18 protein-coding genes are annotated in these 18949 nt (G+C 35.9%); 11 read left to right on the plus strand and 7 right to left on the minus strand.

Translation table 11 applies throughout. From position 1 onward, the window contains the following. Positions 1-280: 280 nt before the first annotated feature. The 6 genes from rho (at position 281) to ACFIK4_RS06480 (ending at position 7249) form a co-directional block, all read left to right on the plus strand. Entirely contained in the window at positions 281-1546 is a 1266-nt protein-coding gene (rho, locus tag ACFIK4_RS06455) for a transcription termination factor Rho (protein WP_015857121.1), read from the plus strand. Positions 1547-1577: 31 nt separating this feature from the next. Next, the gene (gene mnmE / locus ACFIK4_RS06460) at positions 1578-2885 is read left to right on the plus strand and encodes a tRNA uridine-5-carboxymethylaminomethyl(34) synthesis GTPase MnmE (protein WP_375675496.1); all 1308 of its coding nucleotides are present in this window, start codon (positions 1578-1580) and stop codon (positions 2883-2885) included. A gap of 106 nt (positions 2886-2991) precedes the next feature. Continuing rightward, positions 2992-4860: a tRNA uridine-5-carboxymethylaminomethyl(34) synthesis enzyme MnmG gene (gene mnmG, locus ACFIK4_RS06465; protein WP_375675499.1), complete on the plus strand. Its 1869-nt coding sequence runs from the start codon at positions 2992-2994 to the stop codon at positions 4858-4860. Continuing rightward, the gene (gene rsmG, locus ACFIK4_RS06470; protein ID WP_375611339.1) at positions 4860-5507 is read left to right on the plus strand and encodes a 16S rRNA (guanine(527)-N(7))-methyltransferase RsmG; all 648 of its coding nucleotides are present in this window, start codon (positions 4860-4862) and stop codon (positions 5505-5507) included. The genes mnmG and rsmG overlap by 1 nt, the downstream gene beginning before the upstream one ends. A gap of 6 nt (positions 5508-5513) precedes the next feature. Then, positions 5514-6311 carry a ParA family protein gene (locus ACFIK4_RS06475; protein WP_273790170.1) on the plus strand — a complete coding sequence of 266 codons (798 nt, stop codon included), beginning with the start codon at positions 5514-5516 and terminating at the stop codon, positions 6309-6311. 41 nt (positions 6312-6352) lie between these two features. Further along, positions 6353-7249 carry a ParB/RepB/Spo0J family partition protein gene (locus ACFIK4_RS06480; protein WP_375612765.1) on the plus strand — a complete coding sequence of 299 codons (897 nt, stop codon included), beginning with the start codon at positions 6353-6355 and terminating at the stop codon, positions 7247-7249. 23 nt (positions 7250-7272) lie between these two features. On the opposite strand, the gene ACFIK4_RS06485 is transcribed toward ACFIK4_RS06480, so the two are convergent. The 7 genes from ACFIK4_RS06485 to dapF all read right to left on the minus strand — a co-directional run bounded on the left by ACFIK4_RS06485 (position 7273) and on the right by dapF (position 13344). After that, the gene (locus ACFIK4_RS06485) at positions 7273-7740 is read right to left on the minus strand and encodes a hypothetical protein (RefSeq protein WP_375611337.1); all 468 of its coding nucleotides are present in this window, start codon (positions 7738-7740) and stop codon (positions 7273-7275) included. Between the two features lie 194 nt (positions 7741-7934). Then, the gene (locus ACFIK4_RS06490) at positions 7935-8432 is read right to left on the minus strand and encodes a hypothetical protein (RefSeq protein ID WP_375638140.1); all 498 of its coding nucleotides are present in this window, start codon (positions 8430-8432) and stop codon (positions 7935-7937) included. A 2-nt stretch (positions 8433-8434) separates the two neighbouring features. Continuing rightward, positions 8435-9196 carry a hydroxyacylglutathione hydrolase gene (gene gloB / locus ACFIK4_RS06495; RefSeq protein WP_375628534.1) on the minus strand — a complete coding sequence of 254 codons (762 nt, stop codon included), beginning with the start codon at positions 9194-9196 and terminating at the stop codon, positions 8435-8437. 62 nt (positions 9197-9258) lie between these two features. Beyond that, a complete protein-coding gene (locus ACFIK4_RS06500) occupies positions 9259-9945 on the minus strand; it encodes a septation protein A (protein ID WP_375620900.1) in 687 nt (228 codons plus the stop codon). Beyond that, on the minus strand, positions 9942-11195 hold the full coding sequence (gene ftsY / locus ACFIK4_RS06505) for a signal recognition particle-docking protein FtsY (RefSeq protein ID WP_375638139.1): 1254 nt from the start codon (positions 11193-11195) through the stop codon (positions 9942-9944). The genes ACFIK4_RS06500 and ftsY overlap by 4 nt, the downstream gene beginning before the upstream one ends. 14 nt (positions 11196-11209) lie before the next feature. After that, positions 11210-12493 (minus strand): tRNA (N(6)-L-threonylcarbamoyladenosine(37)-C(2))-methylthiotransferase MtaB, encoded by a 1284-nt coding sequence (gene mtaB, locus ACFIK4_RS06510; protein WP_375612759.1) that lies wholly within the window; start codon positions 12491-12493, stop codon positions 11210-11212. After that, positions 12493-13344, minus strand: coding sequence for a diaminopimelate epimerase (dapF, locus tag ACFIK4_RS06515; RefSeq protein ID WP_375628539.1), 852 nt, complete (start codon positions 13342-13344; stop codon positions 12493-12495). The genes mtaB and dapF overlap by 1 nt, the downstream gene beginning before the upstream one ends. Before the next feature lie 225 nt (positions 13345-13569). Here dapF and ACFIK4_RS06520 point away from each other — a divergent pair, with 225 nt between their 5' ends. From ACFIK4_RS06520 to sucD, 5 genes are all read left to right on the plus strand, one after another. Then, positions 13570-14115: an AprI/Inh family metalloprotease inhibitor gene (locus ACFIK4_RS06520; RefSeq protein WP_375620904.1), complete on the plus strand. Its 546-nt coding sequence runs from the start codon at positions 13570-13572 to the stop codon at positions 14113-14115. Positions 14116-14213: 98 nt separating this feature from the next. Then, positions 14214-15413, plus strand: a complete 1200-nt coding sequence (gene zapE, locus ACFIK4_RS06525) for a cell division protein ZapE (RefSeq protein WP_375675505.1) — start codon at positions 14214-14216, stop codon at positions 15411-15413. 289 nt (positions 15414-15702) lie between these two features. After that, positions 15703-16665, plus strand: a complete 963-nt coding sequence (mdh, locus tag ACFIK4_RS06530) for a malate dehydrogenase (protein ID WP_375628541.1) — start codon at positions 15703-15705, stop codon at positions 16663-16665. Between the two features lie 88 nt (positions 16666-16753). Next, a complete protein-coding gene (gene sucC, locus ACFIK4_RS06535; RefSeq protein ID WP_375612755.1) occupies positions 16754-17950 on the plus strand; it encodes an ADP-forming succinate--CoA ligase subunit beta in 1197 nt (398 codons plus the stop codon). Between the two features lie 3 nt (positions 17951-17953). After that, positions 17954-18856 (plus strand): succinate--CoA ligase subunit alpha, encoded by a 903-nt coding sequence (sucD, locus tag ACFIK4_RS06540; RefSeq protein WP_375628543.1) that lies wholly within the window; start codon positions 17954-17956, stop codon positions 18854-18856. Positions 18857-18949: the final 93 nt, after the last annotated feature.

Below are 18949 nucleotides of genomic sequence, written 5' to 3' on the forward strand. Positions count from 1 at the left end.
AATATAAATTTCTGTAAAAAATACTTTTGAATAGCATTTCATTAATGCTATAATCCTAACTCACATTTTTGTTATTAAAATAATTAAATACTATTTGGATTTTATATTTTTTCAAGTTTTTCATATAATTACTTAATATTACAGGAACAAATTTCATATAAATGGTACTTGCAGATTAAAAAAATTGAGTGTAGGATATTTTTTCTTAATAATATTTCACTCATAAATTTCCATAAATTATTTAGAACAATCTTCTCCTTAATTACAAAGAGCATATTTCATGCAAAAAATGAAACTACAAGAACTTAAAAGCAAAAATCCCGTTGAGCTTGTTTCTTTTGCTGAAACATTAGAAGTTGAAAATGCCTCCCTTATGCGCAAACAAGAATTAATGTTTGCTATCTTGAAAAAACTTGCTCTACAAGACGTTGAAATTATAGGAGAAGGTGTTGTTGAAGTTTTACAAGACGGATTTGGATTTTTGAGATCTGCTGATGCTAATTATCTTCCTGGTCCTGATGATATTTATCTTTCACCTGCACAAATACAGTCGTTTTCTTTAAAAACAGGCGATACAATTGAAGGTCCCATACGCAGTCCAAAAGAGGGAGAACGTTATTTTGCTCTCCTTAAAATTAATACAATTAATTTCGAAAAACCTGAAAAGATTCGTTATAAAATCCACTTTGATAATCTTACTCCTCTTTATTCAAATGAACGTTTCCAAATGGAAATACAAGATCCTACAGAGAAAGATATGTCATCACGCGTGATTGATTTGATATCTCCATTGGGAAAAGGACAAAGAGGGTTAATTGTAGCTCCTCCTCGGACGGGAAAAACAGTTTTACTTCAAAATATTGCTCATTCTATTACCACTAATCATCCTGAATGTTATCTCATTGTTCTTTTAATTGATGAACGACCAGAAGAAGTTACTGATATGCAGCGTTCAGTAAAAGGAGAAGTGGTTTCTTCTACTTTTGATGAACCTGCAATACGTCACGTACAAGTGGCAGAAATGGTTATTGAAAAAGCCAAACGTCTTGTTGAATATGGGCGTGATGTTGTTATTCTTCTCGATTCTATTACACGTCTTGGGCGTGCATATAATACAGTTGTTCCTTCTTCAGGTAAAGTTTTAACAGGTGGTGTGGATGCAAATGCCCTCCAGCGTCCAAAGCGTTTTTTTGGTGCAGCACGTAATATTGAAGAAGGCGGATCTTTAACCATTATTGCAACGGCTTTGATTGATACAGGAAGTCGTATGGATGAGGTTATTTTTGAAGAATTTAAAGGAACAGGTAATTCGGAAATTGTTCTTGATCGAAAAGTTGCTGATAAACGTATTTTCCCTGCTATGGATATTTTAAAGTCAGGAACGCGTAAGGAAGAACTTCTGGTAGAACGACAAGATTTACACAAAATTTTTGTTCTTCGTCGTATTTTAGCATCTATGAATGTAACAGATGCAATTGAATTTTTGATTGATAAATTAAAGCAAACAAAAAACAATAGTGAATTTTTTGATTCAATGAATACGTAGAGTCATTAAAGTTTTTATTAGGATAAAACCTGTGGATACAATCTTTGCTGTTTCGAGTGGATTGTTACCTTCAGGGGTTGCAGTCATTCGGCTTTCTGGTCCTCATGTTGTGGATATAGTTAAAACGCTTTGTGGTCGTTTACCTAAAGCACGTTTTATGCATTATGGAAATCTTACTGCTCGTGATGGTAGTTTTTTAGATTCTGGTTTAACTGTTTTTTTTCCTGCTCCTCATAGTTTTACGGGGGAAGATTGTGCAGAATTCCATTTACATGGAGGAAAAGCAGTCGTTAATCGTTTTCTCGATGAATTGTCGACATTTTCTGGATGCCGTATTGCAGAAGCAGGTGAATTTTCACGTCGTGCTTTTATGGAAGGAAAATTAGATCTTGTTCAAGCAGAAGGTCTTGCTGATTTAATAGAAGCAGAAACGGAAAGCCAACGGCGTTTAGCTGTTATGGGTACAAGTGGACATTTAACGACGCTTTATCGTGATTGGCGTCATAAGCTTATGAAGGCGCGTGCTTTTATTGAGGCAGAACTTGATTTTGTTGATGAAGCAGATATTCCCAACGCAATATCTGATAAAGTTTGGAAAGATGTTGAGGATCTTTGTATTTCTATTCGGGAATATATTACTGAAGGAGAACGTGCGAGTATTTTACGTGATGGATTAAAAATTGTTATTGCTGGTGCTCCAAATTCTGGAAAATCAAGCATTATGAATCGTCTTTCAGGAAGATCTGTTGCTATTGTAACGGAAGAAGCAGGAACAACCCGTGATGCTTTAGAAATGAGAATTATTCTTGGTGGTTTACCTATTTTTTTAACCGATACTGCTGGTTTTAGAAAAACAGAAAATAAAATAGAACAAATGGGAATAGAAATTGCTAAACAGCATGTTAGGGAAGCTGATTTGGTTATTTTGGTTTATGATATAGGAAATCCTAAGCAAGTTGATTTACCAGAAACATCAGCTGAAATATGGTGTGTTGGCAATAAGCTTGATCTTTATGAAAAAAATGATCAGCGTTGGTCTATACAATTTTCTGCATTAACTGGTTTAAATTTTGATTATTTTATAAAAGAACTTGAATTATTTTGTCATCATCGTGCTTCTGAAATTGGAAATATTGTTCCAGCACGTAAAAGGCAACTTCAATTATTAAAGGAGGCTGTTAAAGAGATTGAATTTTCTCTTAATTATCATTCTCTTGATCTCAGTTTACGTGCAGAACATCTCCGTTGTGCAAGTGATTTTCTTGGGAAAATTACAGGGGATATTGATGTTGAAGATTTGCTTGATATTATTTTTTCAGAATTTTGTGTTGGTAAATAATGATTCACGTGAAACATTGATTATTTCATAGACAGATTATAAAGATTATGTAATTTATATCCTGTTTCACGTGAAACCTTAGAATATTTTCTACGGAATTAATTAAATGCAATCATATGATGTTGTTATTGTTGGTGGTGGTCATGCTGGCTGTGAAGCGGCTTCAGCTTCAGCACGTGTAGGAGCCAAAACAGCGCTTGTTACACATAAAATATCAGCACTGGGAACAATGTCGTGTAATCCTGCTATTGGTGGACTTGGAAAAGGGCATCTAGTTCGTGAAATAGATGCGTTAGATGGTCTTATGGGAAGAGCAGCGGATGCTGCTGGAATTCAGTTTAGACTACTTAATAGACGTAAAGGACCGGCAGTAAGAGGACCACGGACACAGGCAGATAGACAACTTTATAAAAAAGCAATTCAAAAATTATTAAAAGAACAAGAAAATCTTACTCTTATTGAGGATGAAGTTATTGATCTGGTTGTTAAAGATAATTGTGTATCAGGTGTTATTTTAAAAAAACAAGGAACAATTTTTTCTGGTGCTGTTGTTTTAACAACAGGTACGTTTTTAAATGGCTTTATTCATATTGGTAATAAAACATGGGCTGCTGGTCGTATGGGAGATCAGTCAAGTGTAAAACTTGCTGAACATTTGAAAAAATATCATATAAAACTTGGACGATTAAAAACAGGAACCCCTGCTCGTTTGAGTAAAAAAACAATTGCTTGGGAAGCTCTCCAAAAACAACAAGCAGATGAAAATCCCATACCCTTTTCTCTTTTAACAGAGAAAATTGAACAACCACAAATTGAATGTGCAATAACACGTACAAATGAGAAAACACATCAAATTATTCGCGAGAATATTTATCGCTCTGCTTTATATTCTGGAAATATTGAAGGGTTAGGACCACGTTATTGTCCTTCTGTTGAAGATAAAATTGTTAAATTTGGAGAACGTGATGGACATCAGATCTTTCTGGAACCAGAAGGATTAAATGATGATACTGTTTATCCAAATGGTCTTTCTACTTCTCTTCCTGAAGATGTACAAATTTCTCTATTGAAAACCATTGAAGGATTGGAAAATGCTATAGTTTTGCAACCTGGTTATGCTATTGAATATGATTTTGTTAATCCACAACAATTAACGAGAAACTTAGAATTACGTTCTTTACCGGGTTTGTTCTTAGCAGGCCAAATTAATGGTACAACAGGATATGAAGAAGCAGCAGCACAAGGACTTTTAGCTGGATTAAATGCTGCACGTAAAGTAGGTAAATTAGATGAAATACTTATAAGTCGTTCTACTGCTTATATTGGTGTTATGATTGATGATTTGGTTTCACGTGGTGTTTGTGAACCTTATAGGATGTTTACATCACGTGCTGAATTTCGTTTATCTTTACGATCTGATAATGTTGATACGCGTTTAACACCTTTGGCACAAAAATGGGGTATTGTGAGTAAAATACGTTGGGAATGTTATCAGAAAAAACAACAACGGCTTGATCAAGCACGATCAATATGTCAAAATCTTTTTTTAACACCCAATGAAGCTTCTGCTCATGGATTACATGTTAATCATGATGGAATTCGGCGTTCGGCTTATGATTTTCTTGCTTATCCTCATATGACCTTAGAGCGTCTTTCAGATTTTTGGCCACAATTAAAAACAATTGATTCTAAAACAGCAGAATCTTTAGAAATTGAAGCACAATATGCGGTTTATTTAGATAAACAAGCACAAGATATTGCCTCTCTTCAGAGAGATGAGCGTTTAGAAATTCCTTCTTCTCTCGATGTTCAGGCAATTTCAGGTCTTTCAAATGAACTTAAATCAAAAATTCAAGAAGTGTCGCCGCGTTCAATTGCTGATGCACAAAAAATTGATGGCATGACACCCGCCGCGTTATCGCTTATTATTACACATATTCAACGTCAACGACGTGAAAAGGCTAAAACAGCTTAATGAATTTTTCTACAGAAAAAAAATATCAACAATTATTAAATATTGTTCCTTCTGTTTCACGTGAAACGATGGAAAATTTAATTCAGTTTGAGTCTTTAATACTTCAGTGGAATGCACATATTAATTTGATATCTGCTACAACTATACCAGATCTATGGACACGACATATTCTAGATTCAGCACAAATTTTTCCTTTGTATGCTCATTCTTTACATTGGTGTGATTTAGGATCAGGAGGAGGTTTTCCTGCAATTGTGATTGCTATCTTTTTGAAAGAAAAAAAAGCAGGACATATTAATCTTGTTGAAAGTAATGGGAAAAAAGTTGCTTTTTTGCGAACAGTTATTGCTCAACTTAATCTTCCAGCAACGGTTTATCACGCTAGAATTGAAGATATATATCAAAAAATTCCCATATCTGATATTATAACAGCACGGGGATTAGCGCCGCTTGATACTCTTTTACAACTCATTTTTCCTTTATTAACAGAAAAAACAATAGCTCTTTTGCAAAAAGGTCGGGATTACGCTACAGAAATAAAAAATGCCTCTGCCAATTGGCACTTTGATCTGTTAAAACATAAAAGTAAAGTTGATGAAAATTCTGTTATTTTGGAAATTTCTCATATTCGATCATATAGAGGGTAGAGCAAAATGAGCGAAACACGAATTATCGCTATTGCAAACCAAAAGGGTGGAGTCGGAAAAACAACCACAGCAATTAATCTTGCTACAGCTTTAGCGGCTATTGGTGAAAATGTCCTTATTATGGATGTTGATCCACAAGGTAATGCTAGTACAGGTTTAGGGATTGATCGTAATAGCCGTCCTTTATCTTCTTATGATGTTTTGGTTTCGGGCGTTTCAATTACACAGGCGGCTTTAAAAACAGCCGTACCCAATCTTTATATAGTTCCCTCTACACTTGATCTCTTAGGTGTGGAAATGGAAATTTCTTCATCAAAAGATCGCATACAACGCTTACGTAAAGCTCTCTATGATGATCCGGAAATGGAAAAAAAATTCAATTATATTTTAATTGATTGTCCTCCCTCCCTTAATCTTTTAACACTTAATGCTATGGGGGCTGCGGATTCTGTTTTAGTGCCTATGCAGTGTGAATTTTTAGCACTTGAAGGTTTAAGTCAATTACTTGAAACAGTAAAACAAGTGCGATCCGTACTTAATCCATCTTTAGAGATCCAAGGTATTGTTCTAACAATGTATGATGGACGTAATAACCTTTCAAATCAAGTTGTTGAAGATGTACGTTCTTTTATGGGAGATAAAGTTTATCGTACTGTTATTCCACGAAATGTAAGAGTATCAGAAGCGCCTTCTTTTGGCAAACCTGTATTGCTTTATGATCTTAAATGTGCTGGGAGCCAAGCTTATTTGCGTCTAGCATCAGAAATGATTCAACGTGAAAAACAAGCACGTGCTGCTGCTTAAAAATGTAAAATTTTTTGTAAGAAAACTCAAAGAGCAAAATTATGAACGATGATCTATCAAAAAAAAGACTAGGACGTGGATTAGCGGCATTGATTGGAGATATCAATTTAAACAACAATATTGCACGTTCATCAAGCTTTGATAAATTAAATGAATCCGGTAGTCTTTCTGAGCGATTTATTTCTATTGAATCTATTTCATGTAATCCTCACAATCCTCGGCGTCATTTTACTGAAACAGAGCTTGATAATTTGACACAATCAATTCGTCAACACGGTGTGGTTCAACCGGTTATTGTGAGGCCTTTAAGAGATCATCCTCATCGGTTTGAATTGATTGCGGGTGAACGGCGCTGGCGTGCAGCACAACGTGCAAATTTAAGTCAATTACCCGTTATTATTCGTGATGTGGACGATAAAACGGCTTTGGAATTGGCAATTATTGAAAATGTTCAACGTGCAGATCTTAATCCTATCGAAGAAGCAAAGGGATATGAGATGCTTCTAAATGAACATGATTATACGCAAGTAGATTTAGCGCAAGTTATAGGAAAAAGTCGTAGTCATGTTGCAAATACGCTTCGTTTGTTAAAACTTCCAGAAAAAGTACAACAATTCTTAACTGATGGACAACTTTCTGCAGGTCATGCACGTTGTCTTATAACCGTTGATGATCCACAAAATTTAGCTGAGAAAATTATTCGTGAAGGGCTTTCAGTACGTCAAACAGAAATACTTGCATATGAGCAAGCTAATCCTAAAACTAAAAAGCGTACCAATACGGAGAAAGATGCTGAAACAAAATCTTTAGAAAAATTACTTGCAGATGTGATAGGAATGAAAGTTATTATTCGACATGGTAAAAAAGGTGGAGATTTAAAAATACATTACTCTTCATTAGAACAATTAGATGAAATTTGTCGGCGTTTACAAAGTTAATCAATTGTTCTAAAAAGATTTTTTTAACAGTTATCTTTTAAAATTTTTATTATTCTATACATATGCTCTTTAGCAAATTCTATATTTCTTGCAGGTAAAGAGTTTTTTTCATAAGTAGAATTTTCTTCATCAGTAAGTACATACAATGTCGCTTGAAGTGCTAGGTGAGCAACAACAAAATCTTTCGGTGTTATATTATTTTCTTTTAAAATATTTACAAGTTTTGGATTATTAAAAATATAGGAAGCGTATTTTTCAATATTATCATCATAAGTACTGAGATCACTTTTTGTATTTGTTTGTTCTGGTTCTGAAGATAAATTTCTACATTCTGCTTTGATTTTTTCCAGCTTTAAAAGAATATCTTCTGTTAAGGGATAATTTGCAATGAAAGGCGGTATAAAAGAAGGATCATCTATTTCTTGTTTTTTTTCTTGAGCGTATGATACAAAAGGAAAAATGAAGAAAAAACACAATAGAAGTTTAAACATGACGAAAAATTATCCTTTCTTTTTTGAATTTCAATAAATATTTTTCCGTCTGTTATTCTTTATTTTTAGAAAAACATTTGTAAATATAATCGAAATAAAAACAATTATTAGGAATGGTAAAAACACGGTGTTTTTTTAATGCACGTACTTTTTTATTAGATTAATGGGATAATATTTTTTAATCTCATAGCTGATTAGTTGCTCAAAATGAGTTTTTCACAGCTATTTAAAAGAATTGTTGCTTTGTAAAAATGTTTTTTAACAAATTCAAGATTGTTTAGAAATATAGTATTTTTCTCAGTAGAATATTCCTTTTCAGGTACAAATATGAGAAGCGCTGATATTTCTTTAAGTGCTGAGGTTCCCGCAGCAAAATCTTTCGGTGTTATATTATTTTCTTTTAAAATATTCACAAGTTTTGGTTTACTAGAAATATAGGTAGTGTAGTTTTCAATACTAGAGTGGATACTAGAATCATAAGTTATAAGATTATTTTTTGTTTCTGGAAGTAAGTTTTTACATTCTTTTTCAATTTTTTCCAGCTTTAAAAGAAAATCTTCTGTTAAGGGATAATTTGCAATGAGAGGTGCTATAAGAGAAGAATTATCTGTTTCCTTTTCCTCTGCCATTGTTTGTTGAATATGTATCACGAAAAGAAAAAGCAGGAACAAACGTAATACGAACTTACGCATGGTTAAAAATTGTCCTTTCTTCTTCGAACTTCAGCAAAAACTTCTTCATCTGTTTTTTCTTCCATTACAAGGTTCTTTCGCAATACACTATCATCCCAGCGGAGAAAGGGATTGGTGGCTTTTTCTTGCCCTAAGGTTACTGGTAAAGTCATAGCGTTTTTTGCACGTAGCAAAAAAACTTCCTCTATTCTTTGGTGGAGTTTTTTATTATGTGGGTCAATTGTTAGTGCGAAAAGAGCGTTATTTTTTGTATATTCGTGTCCACAATAGAGAAGTGTTTCATCAGGAAGTTTACGAAGTTTTTTTAAAGAATTCAGCATTTGTGCTGGTTTTCCTTCGAAAAGACGTCCACAGCCCAATGAAAAAAGTGTATCTCCAGCAAAGAGTAAATTCTTTTCAGGAAAATAGTAAGATAATGCGCCTAGAGTATGACCAGGTGTTGAAAGAGCTAAAAGAAGGAGTGAGCCAAAAGAAAAACTTTCATCAGGTTGAAGTGTTTTATCAAGATGATTGATCTTTTCTTTTTCTGCTTCTGGTCCGATAACCGTAGCGTTGTAAACTTGTTTTAATTCTGATAGGGCTTCTACATGGTCGTGATGATGATGAGTTACAAAAATAGTGTTAAGTGTCCAATTGTGGCGCTTTAAGGCATTGTGAATCGCTTTGCCTTCAGGAGCATCTATTGCAGCTGTCATACCACTTTTTTCATCATGAAGGAGTACACCGAAATTGTCTTCTCGACAAATAAACTGTTCAATCAACATATTTTTTCTCCCGAACAGTGTTTGGCGATGAATCTATAAAATAATCGGTAGTGATGATTTTTTTAAGAATCAGATTTGTCCTCTTCTGTAAAAAGTCCTTTTGAATGTTTTATAATTATAGGCATTTGGGTAAGCATGAAAAGGACTGTTATAGGCATGACGCCAAATACTTTGAAACTTGTCCAGAAATTATCGCTAAAATTACGCCAAATTATTTCATTCAAAATGGCAAGAAAAATGAAAAAAAACGCCCAACGATAGGTAAGTTTTTGCCAACCTAAATCATCAAGTTTTAAGGTAGAATCAAGAGCATAACGTAAAAGTGGTTTTTTAAAAAACATCCCTCCAAAAAGTATAAAAGCAAATAAGCTATTAATGATTGTTGGTTTCATTTTTATGAAAGTTTCATTATGAAGCCAGAGAGTTAGAAAGCCAAAAACTAAAACAAATATTCCTGAAATAAGAGGCATAATAGGAATTTGTCTTGCAAGGATCCATGATAAGCTTAGGGAAATAATAATAGCCACCATAAAAATAGCTGTTGCAGGGAAAATAGGCTTACTAAAATTTTGAAAAAATCCAATGTTTTTTATCAGCCATTCTCCCTTATAATTGGCAAAAAAGAAGGCAACCAATGGACCCATTTCCAAAAGAAACTTAAGTGTTGGTGAGAGAGAAATTTTTTTATTGTTATTCATCTTTTTTTCAGAATTATTGTGTAAATTAAGATTAGATAAAGGCTGTTTCATGCGTGTTTTCCTGCAATAGTTTCGGCAAAGTCAGAAGCAGAAAAGGGTTGAAGGTCTTCAATATCTTCTCCTATACCGATAAAATAAACGGGTAATTTATATTTTGCTGCGATAGCGACAAGAATTCCTCCTCGTGCAGTCCCATCTAGCTTTGTCATAACTAAACCATTAACACCAGCAATATCACTGAAAATGTCCACTTGGTTGAGTGCATTTTGTCCGGTTGTTGCATCAAGAGTTTGAAGGATTGTGTGGGGTGCTTGGGGGGTGTGTTTTTTTAAAACACGAATAATTTTTGCCAACTCATCCATTAATTCAGATTTATTTTGTAAACGCCCTGCTGTATCAATAATTAATACATCACTGTTTGTTTTTTTTGCTTTTTCATAAGCATCAAATGCTAAGCTGGCGGCATCTGCACCCAATTTTGTCGAAATAACAGGAGAATTGGTACGTTCACCCCAAATGTGTAGTTGCTCAATAGCAGCGGCTCGGAAAGTATCACCTGCTGCCAGCATAACTTTTAATCCCCCTTCTGTTAATTTGGCTGAAAGTTTTCCAATAGTTGTCGTTTTTCCAGTGCCATTTACACCTACCAGCAAAATAACATGAGGTTTATGGCTGAGATCAAGTTCTAATGGTATTGCAACAGGTTCCAGAACTTTTTTGACCTCATCAGCTACAATAGTATGAATATCATCTGGGGAGAGGTTTTTTCCGTAACGACTGGAAGCTAAAGTATTTGTGATGCGTGTTGCCGTCTCTACACCTATGTCAGCTTGGATAAGAATATCTTCGAGCTCTTGCAGTGTATCTTCATCAAGTTTTCTTTTAACAAAGAGATCGCCAATTGATCCGCTTAGGCGTTGTGAAGAAAGGGATAGGCCTTTTTTAAGGCGCCCAAACCACGCTGTCTTTTTTTGTTCAACAGAAGGTTCAGATAAAATTTCTTCATTCTTTTTTTCACGGATGTTGTCTGTGACAATAATTTTACCAGAAAAGGGAATTTTATCAGAATGGGATTCTAGAAATGGAGATTTTTCATCATATTTTGTAAGTATTGACTCTGGATTTTTTGTTTGTTCTTCTTTTTCTGTGTTTATAGAGATTTGATTATTTTTTGTCTTTTCATTTTTGTCTTTATTTTCTTCTATTATATCGCTTTTATCAGGAATAGAAATCTGTTGTTCAATTTCTTGCTCTTGAGATTTGTTAAAAGAGAATATTTTTTTTATAAAAGATTTAGTCATAAGAATTCTCCTGCTCAAGCAGCGTTTAATTTTGGAGGGACAGCAATCAATTTATCGCCATCATGATCAACGATAAGGGCTTGAACAATTGTTCCTGCTTTTGCACCTTTAACTTGTACAAGAGTATAATCTTCTGTTCGTCCGATTTCATCTTTTTCAACGAGAATTGTTTGTAGACTGTTTTGTAAATGAGCAAGATGCTTTTGGTAAGCCATATCACCTGCTTTACGCAATTTTTCAGCACGCAGCTTAACTATTTTACGGTTGATTTGTGGCATACGTGCGGCAGGTGTTCCTTCTCTTGGACTAAAGGGGAAGACATGGAGATGGGTTAAATTACAATCTTTGATTAAGGCAAGACTATTTTGAAACATCTCTTCTGTTTCTGTAGGAAAACCAGCAATTAAGTCGGCACCATAAACCATTGTAGAACGTTTGGCACGCAATTCTTGGCAAAATTGAATGGCATGTTCGCGCAGATGACGCCGTTTCATCCGTTTTAAAATCATATTATCACCTGCTTGCAAAGATAAATGCAAATGGGGCATGATTCTTGTTTCATAAGCTAAAAGATTTATGAGTTCTTCGTCTGCTTCAATAGAGTCAATAGATGAGAGGCGTAATCGGGCTAAGTCAGGGACATGATGCAAAATAGCTGAAGTTAATTTTCCTAGAGTAGCTTTTCCAGGAAGATCGTGGCCATAACTTGTAAGGTCAACACCTGTAAGGACCACTTCTTGGATACCCCCACCTATCAGCTTTTTAATTTGTTCTATGACAGCACCCATGGGAACTGAACGAGATGGTCCTCGTCCATAAGGAATAATGCAAAATGTACAGCGGTGATCGCATCCGTTTTGTACCTGTACAAAAGCGCGGGTGCGCTCTTGCATTGCACTGACCATATGTGGAGCAATTTTTTGTACTTCCATAATGTCATTGATATGCACCTTTTCAGAATGATTAATACCAAAATCAGGAAGTTGACGATAAGAATGAGCGTGAAGTTTATCTTCGTTTCCTAAAACAAGATCTACTTCTGTCATTGAGGCAAAATTTTGTGCTTCTGTTTGGGCTGCACACCCTGTTACAATGATACGCGCATGAGGATTTTCACGTCTTGCTTTGCGGATAGCTTGTTTTGCTTGTCGTACGGCTTCGGCAGTGACAGCACAGGTATTAAAGATAATAGCACCATCTTTAAGTTGATCTAGCCCTGAAGAAGTACTTTCTTTGCGAATGATTTCCGATTCGTAGCTATTAAGTCGACAACCAAAAGTTACAATTTCTATTGCCATCAGGAGTGATCCTTTTTGTAACACCCTGTTAAAGGGCTTAAAAAACCACTAAAGTGATATTTAATTGGTCCTGTCATGATAATATGATCGTCTTCTCGGTAAAAAATATTAAGTTTTCCCTTTGGTAAATTTACATCAACATGGCGCTCTGTAAGTCCACGACGATAAGCAGCCACTGCACTTGCACAAGCAGCACTCCCACATGCTTGTGTTAATCCTGCCCCTCGCTCCCATGTACGTAAATTTAGACTTTTCTTTGACGTTATGCAAGCAATGGAAATATTGCACCGTTCGGGAAACAGGGGATCATGTTCAAGTTTTGGCCCATATTTTTCTAATGGAATATGTTGAATATCATTTTCAACAAAAAAGATAGCATGGAGATTGCCAATGGATATGAGACAAGCGTCTTTTAGGGGACCAGCGATAATTTCTACGTGATTGGTATCAACTATTTCACGTGAAACAGGCATCTCTTTTGCATTGAAATTTGGGCATCCCATATCAACAGAAATGAGATTATCGGTTTGGTATTTTCCTTCAATAATTCCAGCGGGAGTTTCTAAATGAAATTTTTCACCAAAATTGTGATCTTTAAGCCATGCGATGACACAGCGGGTACCATTGCCACAAGCTTTAGCCATTGATCCGTCGGCATTCCATATTTCTATGCGGAAGTCGGTTTTTTTCTGGGTTGGTGTGTGGATAGCCATGATTTGATCAAAATGCATTTCAGGATCTGCCGACAAAGCAAGGATTGCTTGTGGTGTAAGAGCGTATGTGCTTTCACGCATATCAACAACAATAATTTGATTTCCAAGACCGTCCATTTTGCTAAATGGCGTTTTCATGAAACTTCTCTATTTCTAATGATTACTTATAAAAAGATATATGACTGAAAATATTATAAATTTCTAGTGTTTAATAAATATAAAATTGGGCACATAAATTATTTCTTTTAAAATAAGTGATTTTAACCTGTTTTTTTTAATTTGTTAATTTATCTTTGTAACTATAACAAATATTCGCTTAATTTTTTTGTGAACTTATTTATTGTCGTGGGAGAGAGTACAGACATGGCGTTTTCAAAAGTTTCGTTTTTCGTTGCACTATCAACTGTAATGTTTTTAGGGGGATGTTCAACAACACGGTTTGATGGTAATGACGATGGTAACGCATTAGAAGTTTTTTATCCATCTCAACAAATGACAATATTAGAAGCGTCTGATCTGTCGTCTACTTCTTCGTCGATATCTGAAGATGCAAACGCTCCGATGTATGAAAAAGGAGATTCTCAGAGCGATGGACGAATGGCTAGTCTCGAATTGCCAAGTAATGCTACTGATTTATTTCCTGCAAGTGTTGCTGGGGTGTGGAATCTTTCTATGGGAGGAAAAGTTTGCCGGATTGCAACTCCACAAACAAAGTTTGGACAAGGGTACCGTGCTGGTCCTTTACACTGTCCAGGAATTGCTTCCCAAGTGAGATCGTGGGCTGTTAAAGGAAAAAGATTATATTTTTATAATAACTCTGGACGTGTTATCCTCGTTCTTTATTCTTCAAATGTTGATCGTTTTGAGGGACGTACACTTGATGATCATCCCGTTATTTTAAGTCGTTAAATTATTTTTGATCGTTTATGACAAACTAAACTAGACGGACAGATTCTTGAAAAGTATTTGTATTTTTCATTGAGATCGGTTTGAAAAAGGTTTTTTGGATGATTCTCGTTTCAACATGTTATAAGGAGCTTGTTGCTAAAGGAGAGGTTTGTTTTGATCCCGCTCAATTAGCTATAACAGAATATTTTGATCATTTATTAAAAAAAATTGCGGAACAAAATATCTCTCATCCTTTGCCTTGGATATTTTGCTCTTTCTTTAACAGAATATTTAAAAGGAAAAAACAAAATATTTCTTGTGTTGTAAAACAAGGAGATGAAACAGGTTTTTTTCAGGGACTGTATATTTATGGTGAAGTAGGACGGGGCAAAACCATGCTGATGGATTTGTTCTTTTCTTGTTTGCCTAAAGGTCATAAAAAGCGTGCCCATTTTAATGATTTTATGGCTGATGTGCATGAGCGTATTAATTTTTATCGTCAAGCATCTGGGTGTGCAAAATTTAAACAAGATAATCCTATTTTAGCTGTTGCTGAGGATCTTGCACGAGAAGCAAAAGTACTTTGTTTTGATGAGTTTAGTGTAACGGATATTGCTGATGCTATGGTATTGGGGCGGCTTATTTCTGCTCTGTTTGATAAAGGAATTTTCTTTATTGCGACTTCAAATGTGGCGCCAGATAACCTTTATTGTAACGGTTTAAATCGTGAGCTCTTTTTGCCTTTTATTCAAGTTTTGAAAGCATATGTTCGTGTTGTTAATCTTGATGCAAAAACAGATTATCGCCTTGAAAAATCAAATCTACAACAGATGTATGTATCGCCGTTGGGGGTTCAAGCAAATGAATATATGGATCAAGCATGGACACTTGTATTGCAAGGACATAAGGAGATGTCTGATGAGCTTTCTATAAAAGGGCGCTTTATTCCTATTCCGCGCTTTGGTGCAGGATGTGCTCGTTTTGATTATGGGGATTTATGTGCAAAGCCTTTGGCCGCGGCTGAATATTTGTTATTAGGAAAGCATTATCATACGATTTTTATTGATAATGTACCGGTCATGGATGATACATGTCGTAATGAAACAAAACGGTTTATTTTGCTTATTGATATTCTTTATGAGCGCCACATACGGTTGTTTATGTCGGCAGCCGCAGGGATAGGGGATTTGTATAAAGGGCATGCGCAGATTACGGAAACATTTGAAATTCAAAGAACACAATCACGTCTTTTCGAAATGCAAAGCTACGATTATTTAAAACTTTGGGAAGAACATTTTCTTTTGAAGAAGAAGCATTGATTATACTTTTACCTTTACGTAAACTGTCAAAACAATAACTTTTTGAAATTAAAGAAATATAATAATTCTGTTGTATTTTTTTTAAATTCACTTTATCGATACATCGTGATAATTTTCTAATAGTTGTTTCAGCGGAGGGTTGTTGTTTCTGTAAGGAGAGAAATTTGTAAATTTCATTTCTTTACTCCTTTTTATGATATTGTTTGAATATGGTTGAAGTCAAAAATATTCAGTATACGGACGTTGATTGGGTGTGCGCTGAATTATCTAAAAGTTAGGAAAAAATAAAATGGCACGGAAAAAAATAGCTCTCATTGGTTCAGGTATGATTGGTGGTACTTTAGCACATATTATTGGGCTTAAAGAGCTTGCTGATGTGGTCTTATTTGATATTACAGAAGGTGTGCCACAAGGTAAGGCTCTAGATATAGCCGAATCTTCTCCTGTTGATGGTTTTGATATCAGTCTAAAAGGTGCTAATGCTTATGAAGCAATTGAAGGTGCTGATGTTGTTATTGTAACAGCAGGCGTTGCGCGAAAACCTGGTATGAGTCGTGATGAACTTTTGGGCATTAATTTAAAGGTTATGGAACAAGTTGGAGCTGGAATTAAAAAATACGCTTCTTCAGCGTTTGTTATTTGTATTACCAATCCCCTTGATGCGATGGTGTGGGCATTGCAGAAATTTTCAGGTCTCCCTACACATAAAGTGGTTGGTATGGCTGGTGTTCTTGATTCAGCGCGTTTTCGTCATTTCTTATCTGAGGAATTTAAGGTCTCTATTAAAGATGTGACAGCGTTTGTTTTAGGGGGCCACGGTGATACAATGGTTCCTCTCGTGCGTTATTCAACGGTTGGTGGTATTTCTTTGCCTGATCTTATAAAGATGGGCTGGACAACACAGGGAAGAATTGATCAAATTATCCAGCGTACCCGTGATGGCGGTGCAGAAATTGTTGGTTTGTTAAAAACAGGTTCTGCTTATTATGCACCAGCAGCTTCTGCTGTTTCTATGGCTGAGGCCTACCTAAAGGATACTAAGCGTGTTGTGCCTGTTGCAGCTTATCTTTCAGGAGAATATGGGGTTAATGATACCTATGTTGGGGTACCTGTTGTACTTGGTGCAGGTGGTGTTGAACGAGTCATTGAAATTGATCTTGATAAAGAAGAAAGAGGTGCTTTTGATCATTCAGTAAATGCGGTTAAAAAGCTTTGTGAAGCTTGTATTGCTCTTGTACCTAGTCTCAAGTAAATTGAACAAGATTTAATTCATTAAAATAAGTATTTAGAATGTTAAAACTTTAGGATTAATAAGATCCATAAAAGAAAAGGACAAATGCATGAATATCCATGAGTATCAGGCCAAACGTCTGCTTCATGAATATGGAGCACCAATTGCAAATGGTGTCGCTGTTTATTCTGTAGAGCAAGCTGAAAAATGGGCGGAAAAATTGCCCGGACCTCTCTATGTGGTTAAAAGTCAGATACACGCTGGTGGTCGTGGTAAGGGTAAGTTTAAAGAACTTGGTCCTGATGCAAAGGGTGGTGTTCGGCTTGCACAATCTGTTGAAGAAGTTGTTGCAAATGTTCAAGAAATGCTTGGAAAAACTTTGGTAACCAAACAAACTGGTCCAGAGGGTAAGCAGGTCAACCGCCTTTATATTGAAGATGGTGCCGATATTGAACGGGAGCTTTATCTTTCACTTTTGGTTGATCGTAGCGTTGGTCGAATTGCTTTTGTTGTTTCAACAGAAGGTGGAATGGATATTGAAACGGTTGCTGAAGAGACACCAGAAAAAATATTCACGCTTCCCATTGATGCTGTAGAGGGTGTTACTTCTGCTGATTGTGCAAGACTTTGTGATGCGTTGAAACTACAAAGTAGTGCGCGAGAAGATGGTGAAAAGCTTTTTCCGATTCTCTATAAGGCATTTTGTGAAAAAGATATGAGCCTTTTAGAAATCAATCCGCTTATTGTGATGAAAGATGGTCACTTGCGTGTTCTTGATGCGAAAGTTTCTTTTGATAATAATGCTCTGTTTCGTCATCCAGATATTTTAGAATTGCGCGATCTTTCAGAAGAAGATCCAAAGGAAATAGAAGCATCAAAGCATGATCTTGCTTATGTTGCTCTTGAGGGTACGATTGGTTGCATGGTTAATGGTGCTGGGCTTGCTATGGCAACAATGGATATCATTAAGCTTTATGGAGCAGAGCCAGCGAATTTTTTGGATGTTGGTGGTGGAGCATCAAAAGAAAAGGTGACAGCTGCTTTTAAAATTATTACGGCCGATCCAAATGTTAAGGGCATTTTGGTTAACATTTTTGGTGGTATTATGCGTTGTGATGTCATTGCTGAAGGTGTGGTTGCTGCTGTTCGTGAGGTTGGTTTAAAGGTTCCCTTGGTTGTTCGTCTTGAAGGTACTAATGTTGAGCAAGGTAAAGCAATTATCAATGAGAGTGGTTTGAATGTTATTCCTGCTGATGATTTAGATGATGCTGCCCAAAAAATTGTTGCAGCCGTGAAGGGAGCTTAAGCTATGTCAATTCTTGTGAATAAAGAGACAAAAGTTCTAGTTCAAGGGCTTACAGGAAAAACAGGAACGTTTCATACAGAACAGGCGCTTGCTTATCATGGTACGCAAATGGTTGGTGGCGTTAATCCTAAAAAGGGTGGAGAAACATGGGAAGGTTCAGAAGGCGAAACTCTTCCTATTTTCGCTAATGTTGCAGAAGCAAAAGAAAAAACAGGTGCAGATGCTTCCGTTATTTATGTTCCTCCTGCAGGGGCTGCTGCAGCTATTATAGAGGCTATAGAAGCTGAAGTTCGTTTAATTATCTGCATTACGGAAGGTATTCCCGTTATGGATATGGTTAAAGTGAAGGCGCGATTAGAAAACTCAAAGTCTCGTCTTATTGGTCCTAATTGTCCCGGTATTCTTACACCAAATGAATGTAAAATTGGTATTATGCCTGGTTCTATTTTTAGAAAAGGTTCTGTTGGGGTTGTCTCGAGGTCGGGAACTTTAACTTATGAAGCCGTTTTTCAAACGAGTCAGGAAGGTCTCGGACAAACAACTGCTATAGGGATTGGTGGCGATCCTGTTAAGGGCACTGAATTTATTGATGTGTTGGAAATGTTTTTAGCGGATGATGAAACCGAGTCTATTGTTATGATTGGTGAGATTGGTGGTTCTGCTGAAGAAGAAGCAGCACAGTTTTTGCAAGATGAAGCAAGAAAAGGTCGTAAAAAGCCAGTTGTTGGCTTTATTGCTGGCCGTACGGCTCCTCCAGGACGGACAATGGGACATGCTGGTGCTGTTATTTCTGGTGGTAAAGGTGGAGCAGAAGATAAAATTGCGGCAATGGAATCAGCAGGGATTCGTGTATCTTCTTCGCCATCACAGATAGGTAAGACTTTGATGTCAGTTTTGAAAGGCTAAAAGAAAGTTTCACCTGAATAAGAAAAGGTTCTTAGATTCAGGTGAAAAAGCTTGAGTATAAAAAGGTAAAACTTTTTTGAATGTTCGAATCAC

The organism is Bartonella sp. AP9QHHD, from assembly GCF_042195625.1.
Taxonomy (GTDB): domain Bacteria; phylum Pseudomonadota; class Alphaproteobacteria; order Rhizobiales; family Rhizobiaceae; genus Bartonella.

Excerpts from the sequence above, each read along its gene's own strand:
- mnmG (WP_375675499.1), top strand. The coding sequence starts at position 2,992 with ATGCAATCATATGATGTTGTTATTGTTGGTGGTGGTCATGCTGGCTGT.
- rsmG (WP_375611339.1), top strand. The coding sequence starts at position 4,860 with ATGAATTTTTCTACAGAAAAAAAATATCAACAATTATTAAATATTGTT.
- sucC (WP_375612755.1), top strand. The coding sequence starts at position 16,754 with ATGAATATCCATGAGTATCAGGCCAAACGTCTGCTTCATGAATATGGA.
- mdh (WP_375628541.1), top strand. The coding sequence starts at position 15,703 with ATGGCACGGAAAAAAATAGCTCTCATTGGTTCAGGTATGATTGGTGGT.
- dapF (WP_375628539.1), bottom strand. The coding sequence starts at position 13,344 with ATGAAAACGCCATTTAGCAAAATGGACGGTCTTGGAAATCAAATTATT.
- rho (WP_015857121.1), top strand. The coding sequence starts at position 281 with ATGCAAAAAATGAAACTACAAGAACTTAAAAGCAAAAATCCCGTTGAG.
- zapE (WP_375675505.1), top strand. The coding sequence starts at position 14,214 with ATGATTCTCGTTTCAACATGTTATAAGGAGCTTGTTGCTAAAGGAGAG.
- ACFIK4_RS06490 (WP_375638140.1), bottom strand. The coding sequence starts at position 8,432 with ATGCGTAAGTTCGTATTACGTTTGTTCCTGCTTTTTCTTTTCGTGATA.
- ACFIK4_RS06475 (WP_273790170.1), top strand. The coding sequence starts at position 5,514 with ATGAGCGAAACACGAATTATCGCTATTGCAAACCAAAAGGGTGGAGTC.
- ACFIK4_RS06500 (WP_375620900.1), bottom strand. The coding sequence starts at position 9,945 with ATGAAACAGCCTTTATCTAATCTTAATTTACACAATAATTCTGAAAAA.
- gloB (WP_375628534.1), bottom strand. The coding sequence starts at position 9,196 with ATGTTGATTGAACAGTTTATTTGTCGAGAAGACAATTTCGGTGTACTC.
- ftsY (WP_375638139.1), bottom strand. The coding sequence starts at position 11,195 with ATGACTAAATCTTTTATAAAAAAAATATTCTCTTTTAACAAATCTCAA.
- mtaB (WP_375612759.1), bottom strand. The coding sequence starts at position 12,493 with ATGGCAATAGAAATTGTAACTTTTGGTTGTCGACTTAATAGCTACGAA.
- ACFIK4_RS06520 (WP_375620904.1), top strand. The coding sequence starts at position 13,570 with ATGGCGTTTTCAAAAGTTTCGTTTTTCGTTGCACTATCAACTGTAATG.
- sucD (WP_375628543.1), top strand. The coding sequence starts at position 17,954 with ATGTCAATTCTTGTGAATAAAGAGACAAAAGTTCTAGTTCAAGGGCTT.
- ACFIK4_RS06480 (WP_375612765.1), top strand. The coding sequence starts at position 6,353 with ATGAACGATGATCTATCAAAAAAAAGACTAGGACGTGGATTAGCGGCA.
- ACFIK4_RS06485 (WP_375611337.1), bottom strand. The coding sequence starts at position 7,740 with ATGTTTAAACTTCTATTGTGTTTTTTCTTCATTTTTCCTTTTGTATCA.